20 protein-coding genes are annotated in these 19,511 nt (G+C 72.2%); all 20 read right to left on the bottom strand.

The window, feature by feature from the left end; all coding sequences use genetic code 11:
• Window positions 1-633 carry a protein phosphatase CheZ gene (locus U8331_RS12015; protein ID WP_481131262.1) on the bottom strand — a complete coding sequence of 211 codons (633 nt, stop codon included), beginning with the start codon at window positions 631-633 and terminating at the stop codon, window positions 1-3.
• The gene (gene cheY, locus U8331_RS12010) at window positions 630-1,022 is read right to left on the bottom strand and encodes a chemotaxis response regulator CheY (RefSeq protein WP_481131261.1); all 393 of its coding nucleotides are present in this window, start codon (window positions 1,020-1,022) and stop codon (window positions 630-632) included. The genes U8331_RS12015 and cheY overlap by 4 nt, the downstream gene beginning before the upstream one ends.
• 72 nt (window positions 1,023-1,094) lie before the next feature.
• Entirely contained in the window at window positions 1,095-1,856 is a 762-nt protein-coding gene (locus U8331_RS12005) for an RNA polymerase sigma factor FliA (protein WP_481131260.1), read from the bottom strand.
• On the bottom strand, window positions 1,853-2,731 hold the full coding sequence (locus U8331_RS12000) for a MinD/ParA family protein (RefSeq protein WP_481131259.1): 879 nt from the start codon (window positions 2,729-2,731) through the stop codon (window positions 1,853-1,855). The genes U8331_RS12005 and U8331_RS12000 overlap by 4 nt, the downstream gene beginning before the upstream one ends.
• Window positions 2,718-4,535, bottom strand: coding sequence for a flagellar biosynthesis protein FlhF (locus U8331_RS11995; RefSeq protein WP_481131258.1), 1,818 nt, complete (start codon window positions 4,533-4,535; stop codon window positions 2,718-2,720). Before U8331_RS11995 ends, U8331_RS12000 begins: the two co-directional genes overlap by 14 nt.
• A gap of 77 nt (window positions 4,536-4,612) precedes the next feature.
• A complete protein-coding gene (flhA, locus tag U8331_RS11990; protein ID WP_481131257.1) occupies window positions 4,613-6,679 on the bottom strand; it encodes a flagellar biosynthesis protein FlhA in 2,067 nt (688 codons plus the stop codon).
• A gap of 259 nt (window positions 6,680-6,938) precedes the next feature.
• The gene (flhB, locus tag U8331_RS11985; RefSeq protein ID WP_481131256.1) at window positions 6,939-8,075 is read right to left on the bottom strand and encodes a flagellar biosynthesis protein FlhB; all 1,137 of its coding nucleotides are present in this window, start codon (window positions 8,073-8,075) and stop codon (window positions 6,939-6,941) included.
• Between the two features lie 27 nt (window positions 8,076-8,102).
• Entirely contained in the window at window positions 8,103-8,891 is a 789-nt protein-coding gene (fliR, locus tag U8331_RS11980; RefSeq protein WP_481131255.1) for a flagellar biosynthetic protein FliR, read from the bottom strand.
• Window positions 8,892-8,913: 22 nt separating this feature from the next.
• On the bottom strand, window positions 8,914-9,183 hold the full coding sequence (locus tag U8331_RS11975; RefSeq protein ID WP_481131254.1) for a flagellar biosynthetic protein FliQ: 270 nt from the start codon (window positions 9,181-9,183) through the stop codon (window positions 8,914-8,916).
• Between the two features lie 10 nt (window positions 9,184-9,193).
• Complete coding sequence (gene fliP, locus U8331_RS11970) at window positions 9,194-9,952, bottom strand: flagellar type III secretion system pore protein FliP (protein WP_481132973.1); 759 nt, start codon at window positions 9,950-9,952, stop codon at window positions 9,194-9,196.
• A gap of 101 nt (window positions 9,953-10,053) precedes the next feature.
• Window positions 10,054-10,791 (bottom strand): flagellar biosynthetic protein FliO, encoded by a 738-nt coding sequence (fliO, locus tag U8331_RS11965; RefSeq protein ID WP_481131253.1) that lies wholly within the window; start codon window positions 10,789-10,791, stop codon window positions 10,054-10,056.
• Window positions 10,788-11,138 (bottom strand): flagellar motor switch protein FliN, encoded by a 351-nt coding sequence (gene fliN / locus U8331_RS11960; protein ID WP_481131252.1) that lies wholly within the window; start codon window positions 11,136-11,138, stop codon window positions 10,788-10,790. The genes fliO and fliN overlap by 4 nt, the downstream gene beginning before the upstream one ends.
• Window positions 11,135-12,139, bottom strand: coding sequence for a flagellar motor switch protein FliM (gene fliM, locus U8331_RS11955; RefSeq protein WP_481131251.1), 1,005 nt, complete (start codon window positions 12,137-12,139; stop codon window positions 11,135-11,137). Before fliM ends, fliN begins: the two co-directional genes overlap by 4 nt.
• 23 nt (window positions 12,140-12,162) lie before the next feature.
• Entirely contained in the window at window positions 12,163-12,654 is a 492-nt protein-coding gene (locus U8331_RS11950) for a flagellar basal body-associated FliL family protein (protein WP_481131250.1), read from the bottom strand.
• A gap of 470 nt (window positions 12,655-13,124) precedes the next feature.
• Window positions 13,125-14,315 carry a flagellar hook-length control protein FliK gene (locus U8331_RS11945; protein WP_481131249.1) on the bottom strand — a complete coding sequence of 397 codons (1,191 nt, stop codon included), beginning with the start codon at window positions 14,313-14,315 and terminating at the stop codon, window positions 13,125-13,127.
• The gene (gene fliJ / locus U8331_RS11940) at window positions 14,312-14,776 is read right to left on the bottom strand and encodes a flagellar export protein FliJ (RefSeq protein WP_481131248.1); all 465 of its coding nucleotides are present in this window, start codon (window positions 14,774-14,776) and stop codon (window positions 14,312-14,314) included. Before fliJ ends, U8331_RS11945 begins: the two co-directional genes overlap by 4 nt.
• Window positions 14,773-16,191 (bottom strand): flagellar protein export ATPase FliI, encoded by a 1,419-nt coding sequence (gene fliI, locus U8331_RS11935; RefSeq protein WP_481131247.1) that lies wholly within the window; start codon window positions 16,189-16,191, stop codon window positions 14,773-14,775. The genes fliJ and fliI overlap by 4 nt, the downstream gene beginning before the upstream one ends.
• Entirely contained in the window at window positions 16,188-16,796 is a 609-nt protein-coding gene (locus U8331_RS11930; protein ID WP_481132972.1) for a FliH/SctL family protein, read from the bottom strand. Before U8331_RS11930 ends, fliI begins: the two co-directional genes overlap by 4 nt.
• A gap of 11 nt (window positions 16,797-16,807) precedes the next feature.
• Window positions 16,808-17,791: a flagellar motor switch protein FliG gene (fliG, locus tag U8331_RS11925; RefSeq protein WP_481132971.1), complete on the bottom strand. Its 984-nt coding sequence runs from the start codon at window positions 17,789-17,791 to the stop codon at window positions 16,808-16,810.
• Window positions 17,792-17,822: 31 nt separating this feature from the next.
• Window positions 17,823-19,472, bottom strand: a complete 1,650-nt coding sequence (gene fliF / locus U8331_RS11920) for a flagellar basal-body MS-ring/collar protein FliF (RefSeq protein ID WP_481131246.1) — start codon at window positions 19,470-19,472, stop codon at window positions 17,823-17,825.
• Window positions 19,473-19,511 lie beyond the last annotated feature (39 nt).

Here is a 19,511-nt window from a genome sequence, read left to right as displayed (position 1 = left end):
TCACAGCCCCAGTGAGGACAGCAGCTCGTTGGCGTCGTCCTGGGTCGCCGGCGCCGGGTCGATGCCGGCGATCGACGGGCCGTTGCCGCGGCTGGACAGGTGCAGCGGCTCGGCCGGGCCGGCCACGTCGCCGAGGCCTTCCTGCACCGCGCGCACCAGCTCCACCACGCGCAGGATGATCTGCCCGGTGAGGTCCTGGTAACCCTGCGCGGCGGTCATCTCCGACAGCCGCTCGCGGATGCCGGCGACCGCGTCGGCCTGGCTGGCATCGCCGGACTGCAGGCGGCCGAGCAGGCCCGAGCACTCCTGGATCAGGTCGAGCGTGCGCATGCTGGCGGTCTCGGTCAGGGTGACCACGTGCTCCAGCCGGGCGCAGGCGTCGGGCAGCGAACCGCGGTTGCCGGCGTCGCCGCCGTCGCCGAGGGCGAGCTCCAGCTCGCGCGCGATCCGTGCCAGGCCCTGCACGAACGGCTGGGTGCGCCACTGGATCAGCTCGTCGACGTTGGCCCGCCAGCCGGCGTGGTCGTCGTGCTCCAGCGCCCACAGCGCCGCGTGCAGGCGCTTGGTGATCAGCTGGCGGTCCTGCACCGGCAGGGTCTTGCCGTCCGGCGCGCCGGTGGCGACGCTGCTCACGCCGCGGTCTCCAGGCGCTCGAAGATCTTGCCCAGCTTGTCGCCCAGGGTGGAGGCGGTGAACGGCTTGATGACGTAGCCGTTCACGCCGGCCTGCGCGGCCTCGATGATCTGCTCGCGCTTGGCCTCGGCGGTCACCATCAGCACCGGGGTCTTGGCCAGCGCGGCGTCGGCGCGGATCGCCTTGAGCAGGTCGATGCCGGGCATGCCGGGCATGTTCCAGTCGGTGATGACCAGGTCGAACGGACCCTTGCGCAGCTCGACCAACGCGGTGGAGCCGTCGTCGGCCTCGGTGGTGTTGTAGAAGCCCAGGTCGTTGAGCAGGTTCTTGACGATGCGGCGCATGGTCGAGAAGTCGTCGACGATCAGGATGCGGATGTTCTTGTCCATGGGTCAGGCTCGTGCAGCGGGAAGGCGGGGTGGGCAGGCAAAGCGATGAGGCAGGGTGGCGGTCGGTGCGGTTCAGTCGTCGTCGAGCCGCGCTTCCTCGCGCCAGTCGCCCAGGCGGGCGCGCAGGCGCAACATCGCCTGGCCGTGGATCTGGCAGACGCGGGATTCGCTGATCGACAGCACCGCGCCGATCTCGCGCAGGTTCAGCTCCTGCTCGTAGTACAGCGACAGCACCAGCTGCTCGCGTTCGGGCAGGTCGCCGATGGCGCCACCCAGGGCTTCGCGGAAGGCGGTGTGCTCGAACTCGCGCGCCGGGCTGGCGGCACCCGTGGCGGCCAGGCGCGGCTCGCCGTCGTGCTCCTCCAGGTGCGCGTCGAGGCTGATCAGCTGGCCGCGCGCGGCGTCCTCCAGCATCCGGTGGTACTCGTCGAGCGGCACCTCCAGCTGGGCGGCGACTTCCTGCGCGGTGGCGGCGCGGCCGGTGTCCTGCTCGACCGCGCGGGTGGCGGCGACCACGTCGCGGTAGCGGCGGTGCACCGAACGCGGTACCCAGTCGCCGCGGCGGATCTCGTCGATCATCGCGCCGCGGATGCGGATCGATGCGTAGGTCTCGAACGCCGCGCCCTGGTCGGCCTGGAAATTGCGGGCGGCGCCGATCAGGCCGAGCATGCCGGCCTGGATCAGGTCGTCGACCTCGACGCTGGCCGGCAGGCGCGCGGCAAGGTGGTGGGCGATGCGGCGCACCAGCTCGCCGTGGCGCTCGACGATGAGCGCCGCGTCGCGCGAGGCGTCGGTCGGCTGGTGGGCGCGGTAGGCGGCAGCGACGGCGCTCATGCGGCGGCACTCCGGGCGGGCTGTGCGATCAGCCGCTCCATGAAGAACTCGACGTGGCCGCGGGGGCCGGGCGGGCTCTGCCACTGCCCGGCGCGGCGGGCGATGTCGCGGAAGGCGGCCGAGGCCGGCGCCGACGGAAACGCGTCGACCACCGCTTCCTGGCGCTGCACCGCGCGGCGCAGCCATTCGTCGCGGGGGACCGCGCCGAGGTAGTTCAGGGTGACGTCGAGGAACTTGCTGGTGACCCGCTGCAGCTTGTCGAACAGCTGCCGGCCCTCGGCCACGTGCTGGACCTGGTTGGCGAGGATCTGGATCCGGCTGACGCCGCGGTCGCGGCTGAGCACCTTGATCAGCGCGTAGGCGTCGGTGACCGAGGCCGGTTCGTCGCAGACCACCACCACCACGTCCTGCGCGGCCTGGCAGAAGGTCAGCACGCCGTCGGCGATGCCCGCGGCGTTGTCGACCACCATGGTGTCGATCGGCACGTCGAGCTGGCTGAAGGCGTGCACCAGGCCGACGTGCTGCTGCGGCAGCAACTCGGTCATGTGGCGCTTGCCCGAGGCGGCGGGCACGATCCACATGCCGCGCGGGCCTTCCAGCAGGGTGTCCTTGAGTTCGCAGCGGCCGGCGAACACGTCCGCCAGGGTGAACCGCGGCGACAGGCCGAGCATCACGTCGACGTTGGCCAGGCCCAGGTCGGTGTCCAGCAGCAGGGTGCGCTGGCCGGCGTTCTGCAGGGCGAGGCCAAGGTTGACCGAGACGCTGGTCTTGCCCACGCCGCCCTTGCCGCTGGCGACCGCGATGACGCGCACGGGCGCCGGCGCAGCGCCCGGCTGCGTCGCTTGGAAAGCGGGATTGTGGTCAGGCGACGGCATGACGATCCTCGGTGGCAAGGGGGTTATCGGCAGCACGGCGCAATTTCTCCAGTAGCAGCACGAGATGGGAGGCATCGGCGCGGGCGAGGTCGGTCGCGACCTGCTGTCCGGCGGTGGTGTAGGCCAGGCTCAGGCCGTTGCGGATCACGGTCGAGAGGGCGGCGCCGAGGCGGCCGGTCTCGTCGAGCTTGGTCAGCACCACGCCCTCCGGGCCGGCCATGCGGTAGCGGCGCACGACCTCGTTCATGTCGTGCGGATGGCTGTTGGCCGGCAGCACCAGCAGGCTGCGCAGGTTGCGGGTGGCGCGCAGCCAGGTGATCTGGCCGAGCAGGGCGCGGTCGCGGGCGCCGTAGCCGGCGGTGTCGACCACCACCAGCGGGTAGTCCTGCAACTGGTCGAGGGTCTGCTGCAGCGCCTCGGGACCGTTGGCCTCGCAGACGGTGATGCCGAGCCGGCGGCCGTGGGCGTGCAGCTGCTCGCAGGCGCCGACGCGTTCGAAGTCGGTGGTGACCAGCGCCACGTCGCGGGCGCGGTGGCGGGCGGCGAAGCGGGCGGCGATCTTGGCCGCGGTGGTGGTCTTGCCGGCGCCGGTCGGGCCGACCAGGGCGATGACGTTGTTGTTGCCGCCGACGTCATCGATGGGTTCTTCGCGGGCGATGGTCAGCATCCGCGCCAGTTCGGCCAGCATCGGGGCGTGCACGCGGGCGGGGTCCAGCGCCGGGTCGATCTTCGCGGCGAGGGTCTGCGCCAGGGTTTCGTCGCAGCCGTAGCCGAGCAGGGTGTCGAACGCGGCGGCGCGCGCCGGCGAGCCACGCAGGCGCTCGACCGCGAACTGGCCCATCTCGCGCTCGATCAGCTGGCGCATGGTGGCCAGCTCCTCGCGCATGGCGGCCACCGCGGGGTCGGCGTCCCAGCGCGGGACGACCTGCAGGCGGGGAGCGGTGTCGGAGGCGGCGGCGTCGGTTTCGGGTTGCGGCGCGGAGTCGGGCCCGGGCTCGCGTTCGGCCAGCGGCTCCAGGCTCAGTTCGAGCTTCGGCGCGGGCGCGACGGGCTCCTGCACGTGTGCAACCTGCGGGACCTGGGCAGCCGCGACCGTCGCCGGGGCATCCTGCTCCGCTGACGGCCGCGACGACGCAGGCGGGGAAACCCGGGCGGCCGCGTGGCGTGCGGCGCCGGAGAAGGTGACCACGTCATCCGCGGGTTCGGCTTCGGCCGCGGCGCTGGTGGGCGCGCCGAGCGCGGCCATCATCGCGTCGAAGCGGTTCGCGCCGGCGTCGGCCGCCGCCACGTCGGCGTGCGGCATGGCCGCCGGCGCGGCAGCGGCGGTTTCGGTAGGCGGCGCGTCGGCGGTGAGTTCGGCCAGGGTCGGCTCGTTCGACGCCGGGCGGATCGCATCGCCGATCTTGAACACCGCGCGGGCGCGGCTGGCGAGGGTCTCGCGGACCGACGGCGGGGTCGCCGCGGTGGATGCGGCGCCGGCCCTGGCGGTGGCGAAGGCCGGCAGCGGCTGGGCGGCCGGCGCGGCGGCCGGAGCCGGAGTCGCGGTCGCGATCGAAGCCGACGCGGCGGCGTTCGGCGCGACCGGTGCCGGCGCGGCGGACGGCAGCGACGGCGTGGCGATGCCCGGTGCGGCGGCGCGCAGCGCCTGGTGCACCAGCGCCTCGTCGTAGTCGGTGGCCGAGACCACTTCCACGCCCTCCGCGCAGGGGCGGTTGGACAGGATCACCGCATCCGGACCCTGTTCGTCGCGGACCATGCGCAACGCGGTGCGCATGTCGCTGGCAATGAATCGCTTGATTCTCATCAACTACCCCTGGCCGCTCCGGCTCGTGCCGGCTTTGTGTTCTTCCGCACCGCCTGCGCGGTGCTGCTCTTGTCTGTTCAGCCGATTGCGCCGACCAGGCGCAACCGTTTGTCTTCCGGCACTTCCGTGTAGGCCAGCACCGACAGCGCGGGGACGCTGTGGCGGACCAGCCGCGCGATCGTCGCGCGGATGCCCGCCGGTACCAGCAGCACCGCGGGTTCACCGCGGCCTTCCTGCTGGGTCACGCAATCGCTGAGGTTCTGGTGCAGCCGCTCGGCGAGTCCGGGTTCCAGCGCGGCCCCCTGGCCGTTGACCGAGTCCTGCAATACCCGTTCCAGCGCCGGCGCCAGGGTGTAGACGGGCAGCTCCGGGTTGAGCCCGTTGAGCTCCTGCACGATGAAGCGGCCCAGCGTGGTGCGCACCGCGGCGGTCAGCGTGGCCGGGTCCTGGGTGTGGGCGCCGTGCTCCAGCAGGGCCTCGACGATCTGCCGCATCTGCCGCAGCGGCACCTTCTCGATCAGCAGCGACTGCAGCACCCGCACCACCACCGACAGCGGCAGCAGCTTGGGCGTCAATTCCTCGACGAGCTTCGGCGTCGCCTTGCCGACGCTGTTGAGCAGCTGCTGGGTCTCCTCGTGGCCGAGCAGTTCGGACGCGCGCTCGCGCACCAGGTGCGAGAGGTGGGTGGCGACCACGGTGGCGGCGTCCACCACGGTGTAGCCCAGCGATTCGGCGTGCGCGCGCTGGTTCTTCTGGATCCACACCGCGTCCAGGCCGAACGCCGGGTCCTTGCCGGGAATGCCGTCGAGCGGGCCGAACACGCGGCCGGGGTCGAGCGCCAGTTCGCGGTCGGGGTGCAGCTCGCCGGTCGCGACCGGTACGCCGTGGACCAGGATCCGGTAGTGCCCCGGTGCCAGTTCGAGGTTGTCGCGCACGTGCACGGCCGGGATCAGGAAGCCCAGGTCCTGGGTCAGCTTGCGGCGCACGCCCTTGAGGCGCGCCAGCAGTTCGCCGCCCTGCGCCTTGTCGACCAGCGCGATCAGCTTGTAGCCGACCTCCAGCGCCAGCGGCTCGACCGGGCGCACCTCGTCCCAGCTCAGCTCGGCGGTGGTCGGCGCGGCCGCCAGCTCGGTCGACTCCTCGGCGACGCGGGCCTGGGTGTTCTCGCGCTTGTGCAACTGCCAGGCGGCGTAGCCGAGCACCGCCGCCAGCAGCAGGAACGGAATGTTGGGCATGCCCGGCACGATGCCGACCAGCCCCATCAGCAGGGCGGCGACGATGACCGCGCGCTTCTGCCCGAACACCTGCTTGCGCACGGCCGGGCCCATGTCCTGCTCGCGGGTGGCACGGGTCACCAGCATCGCCGCCGCGGTGGAGATCAGCAGCGCCGGCAGCTGCGCCACCAGGCCGTCACCGATCGCGAGCAGGGTGTAGGTGGACGCGGCGTCGCCGAAGCCCATGTCGTGCTGCAGCAGGCCGATCGCGATGCCGCCGATCAGGTTGATCGCCAGGATCAGCAGGCCGGCGATGGCGTCGCCGCGGACGAACTTGCTGGCACCGTCCATCGAGCCGTAGAAGTCGGCTTCCTCGCGGACCTCCTCGCGGCGCGCCTTGGCGTCCTCGCGCGAGAGCAGGCCGGCGTTGAGGTCGGCGTCGATCGCCATCTGCTTGCCGGGCAGGGCGTCGAGGATGAAGCGCGCCGACACCTCGGAGATGCGCCCCGAGCCCTTGGTGACGACCACGAAGTTGACGATGGTCAGGATCGCGAACACCACGATGCCGACCGCGTAGCTGCCGCCGATCACGAACTGGGCGAACGATTCGATCACGTGGCCGGCCGCGCCCGGGCCCTCGTGGCCGTGCAGCAGCACCACGCGGGTGGAGGCCACGTTCAGCGCCAGCCGCAGCAGGGTCACCATCAGCAGCACCGATGGAAAGACCGAGAACTCCAGCGGCCGCTTGACGTAGACCACCGCCATCATCACCACCAGCGACAGCGCGATGTTGATGGTGAACAGGCCGTCCAGCAGCAGCGGCGACAGCGGCACCACCACCATCGCCAGCATCGCCAGCACGATCACCGGGGCGGCGGCACCGCTGCGCACCGAGGCGGCGATGCCGGAAAACCGGCTGGGCTGGCTCATCGCGACGGCTCCCCGTCGCCGACGGCCGTGCCATCCGCGCCTGCCGCGACCCGCGCCGGCGCCGCCGCCGTCGTCGCCGTCGCCGTCGTCTCCTGGGACGGGTGCCGGCGCCTTGCGGCGTAAAGGGGGGAAAGCTCCTGAAGGACAGCGGCGTAGCGATTCACCGGGGATTCCTGCTCGACCTGCGCCTACCGATACAAGACGCGTGCCAGAGCGGCCATCGGCGATGGAAGGGACGCCGTGGCCGGCCGGCGGGGGGCTACTCCGCCGGGTCCGGCGCGCCGTCGGCGCCGACGTCGATGTCCGACAGCGTCGGCGCCGGGCCGTGGGCCGGGTGCCAGCGCTTGAGCTGGTAGATGTAGGACAGCACCTGGGCGACGGCGGCGTAGAGCTTGACCGGAATTTCCTGGTCGACCTGCGACTGCCGGTACAGGGCACGGGCCAGCGGCGGGGCCTCCAGCACCGCGACCCGGTGCTTCTCGGCGGTGTCGCGGATCGCCAGCGCCATCTCGTCGACGCCCTTGGCCACCACCTTGGGTGCGCGCATGTTGCCGGCGTCGTACTTCAGCGCCACCGCGTAGTGGGTCGGGTTCATGACCACCACGTCGGCGGTCGGCACCGCCTCCATCATCCGGCGCTGCGACATCTGGTGGGCGATCTGGCGGACCTTGGCCTTGACCTCGGGGTTGCCCTCCATCTCCTTGAACTCGTCGCGCAGCTCCTGCTTGGTCATCTTCAGCTTGCTGCGGTGCTGGTAGTGCTGCCACGGCACGTCGATGGCGGCCAGCAGGCCGAGCGAGCCGGCCATCGCCAGCAGGGCCCACAGCGCGGTGTCCAGGCCGCTGCCGATGGCGTCCTCCAGCGACATGCCGGGCATTGCCAGCAGGGCGTCGAACCCGCGGTAGATGATCATGCCGCCGACGCCCAGCACCAGCAGCACGCGCAGCAGCGAACGGGTCAGCTCGGCCAGCGCGTCCTTGCCGTACATGCGGCCGAGGCCCGCCATCGGGTTGAGCCGCTTGAAGTCCGGCTGCAGCGACTTGCTGGAGAACCGCAGCCCGCCCAGGAGCGCCGGGCTGACCAGGCAGGCCAGCAGGGCGGCCAGCAGCATCGGCAGCACCGGCAGCACCAGACCGATGGCGAGCCGCGCGCTGTGCGAGAGCAGCCGGTCCGGGTGGCCCAGCAGCGCCGGGTCGAGGGTGAGCGCGCCGCGCAGCCATCCCTGGCCGGCGTTGCCCAGCGACGAGGCGGTCACCATCAACGCCAGCGCGGCGGCCCCGAGCACGGCGACGTTGCCGAGCTCGCGCGAGCGCGGGACGTCGCCGCGTTCGCGGGCTTCGCGAAGGCGTTTTTCGGTAGGTTGTTCGGTGCGGTCGTCCTTGTCTTCGCTCGCCATTGCGTACCGGCCTCGCGGGTGCGGTGGTCAGGGGGTGAGGGCGCGCGCCGCGAGGAAGGCGTCCTCGAACAGCCGCTGCACCGGCCCCTGCAGCTCCCGTGCCAGCAGCGTCAGCAGGACCAGGCCGACCAGCAGGGCGACCGGCAGGCCGATCTGGATCGGGTTGAGCGAGGCGGCCGCGCGCGAGAGCACGCCAAAGGCGAGGTTGCTGGCCAGCAGCGCCATCATCACCGGCAGCGCCAGTAGTAGGCCGACCCGCAGGCAGGTGCCGAAGAATGCCGGGAGCGCGGCGAGGAAGTCGTTCACGTCGGCCAGCGGGGTGCCGATCGGCAGCGCCCGGTAGCTGTCGGCCAGCAGGTGGACCAGCGCCAGGTGGCCGTCGACCGCGAAGAACAGCAGGCCGAACACCAGGAAGAACCACTGCGACAACACATTCGACGAGGCCCCGCTGAGCGGATCGGCCATGGTCGCGAACGACAGGCCCATGCCCTGGCTGATCAGCTCGCCGGCGAACTGCCCGGCCTCGAACGCCAGTCGCAGCACCAGCCCCAGCGCGATCCCCACGGCGAACTCGCGCACCACGTTGAGCACGGTCGCGGCGTCCACCGCGGCCGGCGGGGGTGCCGGCAGCAGGGTCGACATCGCCGCCGACAGCGCCAGCGCGAGGATCATCCGCGCCCGCACCGGCATGCCGCGTCCGCCGATCATCGGCAGCACCTGCAGCGCCGCGCCGATGCGCAGCAGGTGCCACAGCACCGCGGCGAGCATGCCGAACAGGTTCAGCCCGTCGACGGTAGTGGCGGTGACCGGATCCATCAGGCGCTGCGCAACGGCCGGCTCAGCCGATCAGGTGCGGGATGCGGTGGAACAGGTCGGTGGTGAACGACACCAGCCGGCCGAGCAGGAAGTGCCCGGTCATCGCCAGCACCGCCACCAGCGCGATGGCCTTGGCGACGAAGGCGATGGTCTGTTCATTGATCTGGGTGGCGGCCTGCAGGATGCCGACCAACACGCCGATGGTCAGCACCGCCAGCAGCGGCGGGGCGCCCAGCAGCAGGGCCATCTGCAGGCCGCGGCCGATCTCGGTCATGGCGACTTCGGGGGTCATCGTCGTGGCCTCAGACGTTGAAGCTGGCGGCGAGCGAGCCGACCACCAGCACCCAGCCGTCGACCAGCACGAACAGCAGGATCTTGAACGGCGCCGAGATCATCATCGGCGACAGCATCATCATGCCCATCGACATCAGCACGCTGGCCACCACCAGGTCGATGATGACGAACGGGATGTAGATCAGGAACGCGATCTCGAACGCGGTCTTCAGCTCGCTGGTCAGGAACGACGCGGCCAGCACGCCGAACGGCACGTCCTGCGGGCTCGCGTACGGACCGGTGCCGGACAGGCCGGCGAAGGTCATCAGGTCGTTCTCGCGGATCTGCGCCAGCATGAAACCGCGGAACGGCTCCAGCGCCGCGGTCCAGGCCTGGCGGAACTCCATCTGGTCGTTGAGGTAGGGCGAGATGCCGGCGGCCCACGCCTGGTCGAACACCGGCGTCATCACCATCGCGGTCAGGAACAGCGCGAGCGCCAGCAGCACCTGGTTGCTCGGGGTCTGGCCGGTGCCGAGCGCCTGTCGCAGCAGGCCCAGCACGATGATGATCCGGGTGAACGCGGTGATGCCCAGCAACGCCGCCGGCAGCAGCGTGATCGCGGTCATCAGCAGCAATACCTGCAGCGGCATGCTGACCGGCTCGCCGCCGACCTGGCCGACGGTGACGTCGGGCAGCGGCTGGGTGACGCCCGGCACCGCGGACGACGCGGCCGGTGGCGGTACGTTGGCCGGCGCGGTCTGGGCGTCGGCCGGGGCCATGAAGCACATCAGCGCCAGCGCGAACGCCAGCCCCATGCATACGCGCAGCAGCCGCGCCATCGCGCCGTCGGCGGCGCGGCCCTTGCGGGCAATGATCTGTCGGGTGGCCATCACGGCTTCTTCTTTCCGAATTGCTGCGCCAGCACCTGCGCGAACGGCGACGGGGAGGCCGTCACCACCGGCAGCGGCTGTTCGAGGGTGTGCAGGGTGCGGGTGCCGCCGGGACCGGTGGCCAGCAGCAGCTGGGTGCCGCCGACATCGACCACGACCACGCGTTCGCGTGGGCCGAGCGCCAGCGAACCGACCACCTTCAGCGCCGGGTTGCTGGCGCCGCCAAGGCCCGGCATGCGCTTGGCCAGCCACGCCAGCAGCAGGATGAAGCCGATCACCAGCAGCAGCGTGACCACGGTGGTGCCGACCATGCCGGCGCTGCTTTGCGGGGCGGCGAAGGCGGGGGCGGCGGATGCCTGGGTGGTGGCGCTGGTGGCCGCCGGGTGGGCGGGCAGGACGGGTGCGGCCGCAGGCGCCTGCGCGTTCGATGCCGCGAGTCCGGCGCCTTTGGCCACGGGGGGTTCCGCAGCGGTCATGTTCGCCGCGGCGGTGGCGTCGGCCCGGGGCGTAGCGTCTTCGTGCGGCACGGCGGCAGCGCCCACCGCAGCGGCGTCGGCGCCATCGTTCACGGCCTTGCCGGTGCCGGCCACGGCGGCATCGCGGGAAGCGGTCGCCGTCGCCGGTGCGCCGTCGGCGTGGCCGGCCAGCGGTTCGACCACCGGCGAGGCGGCGACGCCCACCAGCGGCCAGGTCTGGGCCGCGCCGACCGAATCGGCGCCGATCGGTGAGGGTTTCATCGCAGCCGCTTGATCCGCTCGGCCGGGCTGACCACGTCGGTCAGGCGCACGCCGAAGCGGTCGTTGACCACCACCACCTCGCCCTGGGCGATCAGGGTGCCGTTGACGAACACGTCCAGCGGTTCGCCGGCGGCGCGCTCGAGTTCGACCACCGAGCCCTGGTTGAGCTGCAGCAGGTTGCGGATCGGGATGCGCGCGCGGCCGACCTCGAGCGACAGCGATACCGAGACGTCGAGGATCACGTCGAGGTTGAGGTCGGCGCCGCCGACGCCCTCGGCGGTCAGCTGGTCGAACGACGCACGGGCCGCATCGGACTCGGCAGCGAAGTTGTGGGTGTCGTTGTTCATGGCATCTGCAGCAGGCTGAAGGAGGGAAGGGTGCGGGCGGGCTGGATCGAGTGGATCTTCACGGCGTTGCGGCCGTTGTGGCTGCCGAACTCGCCGGTGAACAGCGGCATCTGTTCGACCTGCAGCTGCACCGTTTTGGGCAGGTCGATCGGGATCACGTCGCCGACCTTGAGCTGGCACAGCTCGCGCAGGCTGATCTGGCGTTGCGCGAGTGCGCAGGCGAGTTCGACCTCGGCGTCCTGCAGCTGGCTGCGCATCGCTTTGGTCCAGCCTTCGTCGCGTTCGACGCGGTCGCTCTGCAGGCCGGCATCGAGCTGCTCGCGGATCGGCTCGAGCATCGAGTAGGGGATGGAGATGTGGAACTCGCCGCCGCCGCCTTCCAGCTCGACGTGGAAGCGGCTGACCACGATGTACTCGCGCGGGCTGATGATGTTGGCGAAGTGCGGATTGACCTCGGAGTTCATGTATTCGAACTCCACCGGCATCACCGGCGCCCAGGCCTCGACCAGGTCGGCGAAGGTCTGCTTGAGCAGCAGCTGGATGACGCGCATCTCGGTCGGAGTGAACTCGCGGCCCTCGATGCGGGTGTGGTACTTGCCGTTGCCGCCGAAGAAGTTGTCGACCACGGTGAACACCAGCCGCGGCTCGTACACCACCAGCGCGGTCCCGCGCAGCGGCTTCATCTTCACCATGTTGAGGTTGTTGGGCACCTGCAGCGAGTGCATGTACTCGCCGAAGCGCATCAGGTCGACGCCGCGCACCGACAGGTCGGCCGAGCGCCGCAGCAGGTTGAACAGGCCGATGCGCCAAGTGCGGGCGAAGCGCTCGTTGATCATCTCCAGCGTCGGCAGGCGACCGCGGACGATGCGGTCCTGGCTGGCGAAGTCGTAGCTGCGCGCCTCGCCGGGCGCGGGCGGGGCGTCCTCGGTATCGACCGCGCCGCTGTCGACGCCGTGCAGCAGGGCATCGATTTCGTCTTGTGAAAGCAGGTCGGCGCTCATGCGTGGGTCGCTTCCGGGCTCGGTTACTGGGTGACCAGGCTGGTGAACAGCACGGCTTCGACCTTGTCGGCGGCGCTTTCGGCGCGCAGCACCGCCACGACCTCGGCCAGCGCCTTTTCCTGCAGGCGCTCCTTGGCGCTGCGCTGGGCCAGCTGCTCGGCCGACTGCTGGCCGAACAGCAGCAGCAGGCGGTTGCGGATGGCCGGGGTGTGCAGCTCCAGCGCAGTCGCGGTGGCGGGGTCGCGGGTCATGATCTGGACGTCGGCCTGCAGGTAGCGCACCGCGTCGGTGTCGGCCAGGTTGACCACGAAGGCCGGTTCCAGCGGGTAGTACTGCGCGGGCAGGCGGGCCGGGGTCGACTTCCCGGCCTCGGCGGCATCACCTTCGGGAGCGGCACGCGACTGCATGAACCACCAGCCGGCACCGCCGGCCACCACCAGCAACAGCACGGCGACGATGATCCAGGGCAGCTTGCTGGCCTTGGCGGCGGGGACGGCGGAACTCTGGGCGGACACGCGGGGCACTCCGGATCGGTGGTGCCGGTGTCGATGCAAGGCGTGTGCCGCGCCGGGCGCCGGGGCGTCCGCCGGGGATTTGACGCGAGGCTGAACCGCTCGGTGTCCGGTGGCTGACGCGGGGGCTGCGGCCGCCGCGCGGCCGCAAGCGACGCAGGCCCGGGCCGTCGGGTTGGCGTCCGAAGCGGCTTGCCGGGGTGGTCCCGCGAAAGGCGGGTTCCCGGCGTTCCTGCCGGGTTCGGCGGGTCGCGACTCACGTCGCTCCTACCAGGTGGCTGGTTCACCCAGTAGCCGGTTCACCGCGAAAACATGGGCTTTTGCAGGAGCGGCTTCAGCCGCGATGGTGGGACGGGTGCGGGCGAACGATCAGCCGATCGCGGCTGAAGCCGCTCCTACAGAAGCCCGGAGATTGGCGCGGGCGCCGGGTATCGGAATCCGGCCCCGTTCCCTGCCGCGATCGGGCCGCCGCGTCAGGCGTACTCGTCCAGCAACCCGCGCGAGCGGATGACGGCGGGGCGCTCCGCAAAGCCCGGCTCCAGCGCCGACGGCTCGCCGCCACCCTGGGCCGATCCGCCGCCCCGGCCATCGCCGCGTCCGTGGCCGACATCGCTGTGGGCCAGCTGCAGGCCCTGCTGGCCGAGCATGTCGCGCAGGCGGCCGACGCTGCTTTCGAGGGCGTGGCGGACGTCGGCCTGGGCCGAGTGGAACTCGGCGCTGACCCGGGTGCCGTCGATCTGCAGGCGCACGTCGATGGTGCCGAGCTGGTCGGGGTTCAGGCGGATCTCGGCGCGGCCGATGCGCTGCTCGGCCAGCCAGCCGATGCGGGCGCCGAACGCGTCGTCGAATCCGGCGTCCGGGTCGGCCGGGAAGGCGATCGGTTCCTGGCCGGTGGCGGCGACCGCACGGGCGGCGGTGGCGGCCGGGGCCGTGATGGTCGCGCCCGGCAGGGTGCGGTCGACGGCTTCGAGGCCGGTGTTCGCGTCGCCGGCGTTCGCCTCCACGGCCTGGTCGAGCACCTGGGCGAAGTCGACCAGCGGGATCGCCCCGGTGGCACCGGCGTCGGTCGCAGCAGCCGCGGCCGTGCCCGCTCCGGTCGCCGCCGACGCGGCCAGCGCGGGCATCGCGAGGGCGTTGGCGGCAGGTGCCCCGCCTTGGGCGGCGTCGCCGGCCGGCAGTACCGGCAGTGCGCCGTCGGTGGCGCCGGCCAGCGACGGCAGCAGCGGAGTCGGCCCCGGCGCGGTGCCGGCGGCCGTGCCCGGCTGCCCGGCGGTGGCCACGTATGCCGCGGCCGCGCTGGCCGTTGCCGACGGTGCCGGCCAGCCGCCGATCAGGGCCAGCAGCTGGTCCGGGAGCGCGGCGTCGGCGGAAACGGCTTCGCTGTCGTCGGCGTCGGCGTCGGCGTCGGCGCTCGCGTCGGCGGCTGCCGGGTCGGCGGCGTCTTCCGGCGCGGCGGCGTCGACCTTGGCGGTCCGGTCGGCGCCGGCCTGCGACGACGGCTTGCCGGCGCCGGAGCGCGCAGGCCGGGCGTCCGCCCCGGCGGGCGGGTTCATCAACCGGTCGAATTCTCCCTGGCCGGCTTCACCCGACGAGGATGCCGCCGGTGCGCCGGACGGCGCCGGTGACGGTGCCGCCGCGGTCGTGCCCAGGCCGGAGGCGATCACGACGCCACCTCCTCCTCGTTGCCGGCGCTGGCGCCCGGCGCGAGGCGCACACGGCGCGCGCCGAGGTCGTCGAGCTCGCGCTGCACGCGCTGGTCGGCGGCGCGCGACTCCTCGGCGCGGTAGCTGGCCGACAGCTTCTCCAGCACGTGGGTCTCGCGGCTGGCCAGCAGCAGGCGGGCGCGCTCGACATCGCAGTGCTGGCGGGTGTCGTGGACCACGCGGGTCTGCTGGGCGACGGCGGCGTCCAGACGCTCGCGGAACGCCAGCCGGTTGGCCAGCAGCGCGGGGTTGGTGAGGCTGGCCGCCGGGGCGGCGTACTCGGCGGCGTACTGGCGCAGCGCGGCGAGGCGCTGCTCCTGCTCGGCCAGGGCGCGGTCGCGCTCGGCGACCTCGCGGGCCACCTCGTCCTGTTGCTGCTGCTTGACCCGCAACAGCGGATCCAGGCGCTGCGATCGCGTCATCGGGAGGTCTCCTGCAAGGTCGTCTGTTGTGGGGCCGGCGCGGCGACGTCACGGCTGTCGTCGAGCAGGCGGGCGAGGGCGGCGCGGCTGGCCTCGACGTCGGAGGCCTCCCGCACGTCCTGGCCGAGGAAGTCGAGGATCTTCGGCCAGCGCGCCAGCGCCTCGTCGACGATCGGGTCGCTGCCGCGCTGGTAGGCGCCGATCGCGATCAGGTCGCGCTGGGCGTTGTAGGCCGCCATCAGGCGCTTGAGCTTGCGGATGCGCTCGCGCCAGGCGGGATCGGTGATGTCCTGCATCACGCGGCTGACCGACACCTCGACATCGATCGCCGGGTACTGGCCGGCATCGGCGATGCGGCGGGTCAGCACGATGTGACCGTCGAGGATCGCGCGGGCGGCGTCGGCGATCGGCTCCTGCTGGTCGTCGCCCTCGGTCAGCACGGTGTAGAACGCGGTGATCGAGCCGCGGCCGTCGGCGCCGTTGCCGGCGCGCTCGACCAGCGCCGGCAGCTTGGCGAACACGCTCGGCGGGTAGCCGCGCGTGGTCGGCGGCTCGCCGACCGACAGGCCGATCTCGCGCTGGGCATGGGCGAAGCGGGTCAGGGAATCCATCAGCAACAGCACATGCAAGCCCTGGTCCCGGTACCACTCGGCGATGGCGGTGGCGCGCAGCGCACCGTGCAGGCGCGCCAGCGGCGGGCGGTCGGCCGGGGTGGCGACCACCACCGAGCGGCGCAGGCCGTCCTCGCCGAGCGTGCTTTCGACGAAGTCGCGCACTTCGCGGCCTCGTTCACCGATCAGGCCCACGACGATGACGTCGGCGGCGGTGTAGCGGGTCATCATGCCCAGCAGCGTCGATTTGCCGACGCCGGAGCCGGCGAACAGGCCGACGCGCTGGCCGCGGCCGATCGGCAGCAGGGCGTTGATCGCGCGCACGCCGACGTCGAGCGAGCGGGTGATCGGCTCGCGCATCAGCGGGTTGATCGCGGTGCCGCCCAGGCCCACCCAGCTTTCCGAACGGATCGGCCCGCGGCCGTCGAGCGGCACGCCGTCGCTGTCGATCACGCGGCCGAGCAGGCCTTCACCGACCGCCACCTCGCCCTGTTGCGGGGTGGAGACCACGCGCGCGTTCGGCAGCAGGCCGGCGAGGTCGGCGGTGGGCATGAGGAAGGTGCGGTCGCCGGCGAAGCCGACCACTTCGGCGTCGACCCAGCGCCCGCCGGCGGTCTCGACCCGGCAGCGCGAGCCGAGCGGGGCGGAACAGCCCGAGGCCTCCAGGGTCAGGCCGACCGCGCGGCGCAGCACGCCCTCGCGTGCCAGGCCCAGCGACGGCGGCTGCGGGTTGGCGGCGTCGAGGCGCGCGGCCAGGCGCAGGTTGCGCGCTTCCTGCCAGTGTTCGGCGGCCACGGTGGTCATGCGGCGGCGCTCCCGGTGCCCTGCACCACGGCATCCAGGCAGGCCTGCAGGCGCGCGGCGAGGGTGCCGTCGATCCGCACGCTCTCGCTGTGCAGGCGCAGTTCGCCGCGGGCGAGCGCGGTATCGGCGGTCAGCCGCACCCCGCTGAGGCCGGCCAGGTGCGGCATCAGCACGCCGAGGTCGTCGGGATGCAGGCGCAGTTCGATCTCGCGGCTGCTGGTGCCGACCGCGTCCAGCGCCTCGCGCACCAGGTCGGCGAGCAGGGTCGGATCGGCGGCGTAGGTGCGGCCGAGCAGCGAGCCGGCGATGCGCACGGCCAGCTCGCCCAGCGCATCGGCGACCTCGGCGTCGAGCCGGGCCAGCGGGCGGGTGAAGCCGTCGAGGATGCCCTCCATCTGGGCGATCTGGCGGCGGATCTCGGCCTGCCCGGCGGCGAGGCCCTCGGCGTGGCCGGCGGCGTAGCCTTCCTCGCGCGCGGCGTTCTCCAGCGCCTGCAGCTCTTCCACGCTCGGCGGGGTGGGCAGCGGTTCGGGCTCGACGTATTCGAAGCCCGGGGCGGTCCAGCGCACCGCACCGGACGGGTCGGCGAACCGCGCCTCCAGCATCGCGGCGTCGGTCATACGAACGCCTCGGCCTTGGCGGCCAGCTGGATGGTGCCGTCATCGGCCATCTTGCGGACGATGGCGAGGATCTCCTTCTGCGCGGCCTCCACTTCGGCCAGCCGCACCGGGCCGCGGGCCTCCATGTCCTCGACCAGGATCTCGGCCGCGCGCTGCGACATGTTGGTGGTGATCTTCTCTCGCACGCGCGGGTCGGCGCCGCGCAGGGCGACGGCGAGCTTGTCGGACGGCACGTCGCGCAGCACGGTCTGGATCGCGCGGTCCTCGAGTTCGGCGAGGTTGTCGAACACGAACATCAGGTCGCGGATCCTGCCGCCGAGCACGTCGTCGATCTCGCCGATGGTGCCGAGGATGGTCTCGTCCTGTCCGGAGTCCATGAAATTGAGGATGTTGGCCGCGACCTTGATGCCGCCGACCGTGGACGACTTGATGTTCTGGCTGCCGGAGAACTGCCGCGCCATCACGTCGTTGAGCTCGTTGAGCGCGTTGGGCGGGATGCCGTCCAGGGTGGCGATGCGGATCAGCACGTCCGGGCGCACGCGCTCGGGCAGCACCTTGATGACGTCGGCGGCCTGGTCGGGGTCGAGGTGGGACAGCACGATGGCGATGATCTGCGGGTGCTCGTTGCGCACCAGATCGGCGATCGCGCGCGGCTCCATCCACTTCAGCGTGTCCAGGCCGGAGGTGTTGCGGCCGGCGAGGATGCGGTCGATCAGGCTGCTCGCGCGTTCCTCGCCCAGGGCCTGGGTGAGCACCGCGCGGATGTAGTCGTCGGCCGAGCCGAGCGCGCCGGGCTGGGCCAGCACGTCGACGAAGTCGTCGAACACCTGCTGGACGGACTCGTGCGAGATGCCGCCGACCGAGGTCATCGCCAGGCCGAGCTTCTGCACTTCCTTGGCGCTCATGTGCTTGAGCACTTCGGCCGCCTGCGCCTCGCCGAGCGAGAGCAGCACCACCGCGGCACGCTGGGTGCCGCTCAGCACGTCGAGCTTGCGGCCGTTGGCGGTCGGCTCAGCCATCGTTTTCCACCCAGTTGCGCATCACGTTGGCGACCCGCTTGGGGTCGTTGCTGACCGCGGTCTTGGCGACCTGCAGCTTCTCGTCGAAATCCATCGCCGCCTGCGCGGTGACCTGCGGGTCGCGCTTGGGCTTGGGCGCCGGCGCCGACAGCGTCACCGGCACTTCCTCCTCCTCCGGCAGCAGGGTCGCGACGACCGGCTCGGGCACCTTGGGCGCGAGCAGCTGGCGGAACGCCGGGCGCAGCACGGTGAAGATCAGCACCAGCACGGCCAGGCCCCCCAGGGCGATGCGCAGCAGCTCCTGCGCGCGCGGGTGCTGCCAGAACGGCGGAGCCTCGGGTTCCTCGCCGGTGGCGCCGCGCGCGAACGGGGCGTTCACCACCGACACCACGTCGCCGCGCTGCTGGTTGAAACCGACCGCCTGCTGCACCAGGGTCTGGATGCGCGTCAGTTCGTCGTCGGTGAGCGCGCGGTAGGTGGTCTTGCCCTCGGCGTCGGTCTGCGGAACGTTGTCGACCAGCACCGCGGCGGTGACGCGGGTGATCTGCCCCGGCGCCTGGCGGGTGTGGGTCAGGGTGCGGTCGATCTCGTAGTTGCGCACCGCGGTGCGCGCGCCGGTGCCGCTGCCGTTCGCGGCGGGCGGCGTGGCCGCTGCGGCCGCGGCCGCGGCGGTGTCGGGGTTGTTGCTGGCCGCGCCAGGCACGCCCTGCGGCCCCTGCAGCGCGGCGAGGTCGCCGGACTCGGAGATCTGCTCGCTGCGGATCATCGCCGCGTCGGGACCGTAGGTTTCGCTGGCCTGCTCGGTCTCGGCGAAGCTCATGTCGATGCTGACCTGCGCGCTGACCCGGCCCGGGCCGGCCAGCGGCTCCAGCAGCTCCTGGATGCGCTGCACGTAGACCGCCTCGGCGCGGCGCTGCTGCTCGAAGCGCTGCGCGGTCTGCGCCGACTCGCTGTCGGGATTGTCGTTGGACAGCATGCGGCCGAACTGGTCGACCACGGTGACGTTCTCGACCGGCATCTGCGGCACGCTGGAGGCGACCAGGTGCTCGATCGCGGCGACCTGGCCGGGCTCGAGCACGCTGCCGCTGCGCAGGTGCAGCACCACCGAGGCGCTGGCCGGCTCCTTCTGCCGGGTGAACGCGCTGGGCTTGGGCAGGGCCAGGTGCACGCGCGCCTCGCGCACCGGGCGCAGGTTGGCGATGGTGCGCGCCAGCTCTGTCTCCAGCGCGTGCTGGTAGCGCGCGTTCTCGACGAACTGGCTGGTGCCGAAGCCCTGGTCACCCTGCAGCATCTCGAAACCACCGCCCTCCGCCGCCGGCAGCCCGGCCGCGGCCAGCGCCAGCCGCGCCTTGCCGACCTGGTCGGACTCGACCGACAGCGCGCCGCTGCCCGAATCGATCTGGAACGGGATCTGCGCGGTGCGCAGCAGGTCGGAGGCCTCGGCGGTGGCCTTGGCGTCCAGCCCGGCGAACACCGGCACGTAGTTGGGCTTCTGGGTCCAGAAGAACAGCCACAGGCCCAGCGCGATCGCCGCGGCGACCAGCGCGAACAGGCCGATCTGGCGCACCACCGGGATGTCCTGCAGCGGACCGAGGTCCTTCAGGTTGCTGGCGGCGTTCTTGGGCAGGGTGATGACGCTCATGCGGGGTGTCTCGGCTCGTCATCCCCGCGGGCGCGGGGA

It is taken from the genome of Lysobacter sp. CC-YZS074, assembly GCF_056739745.1.
The sequence above is the reverse complement of the archived record's forward strand: the minus strand, read 5'-3'. Positions and strand labels throughout refer to the sequence as shown.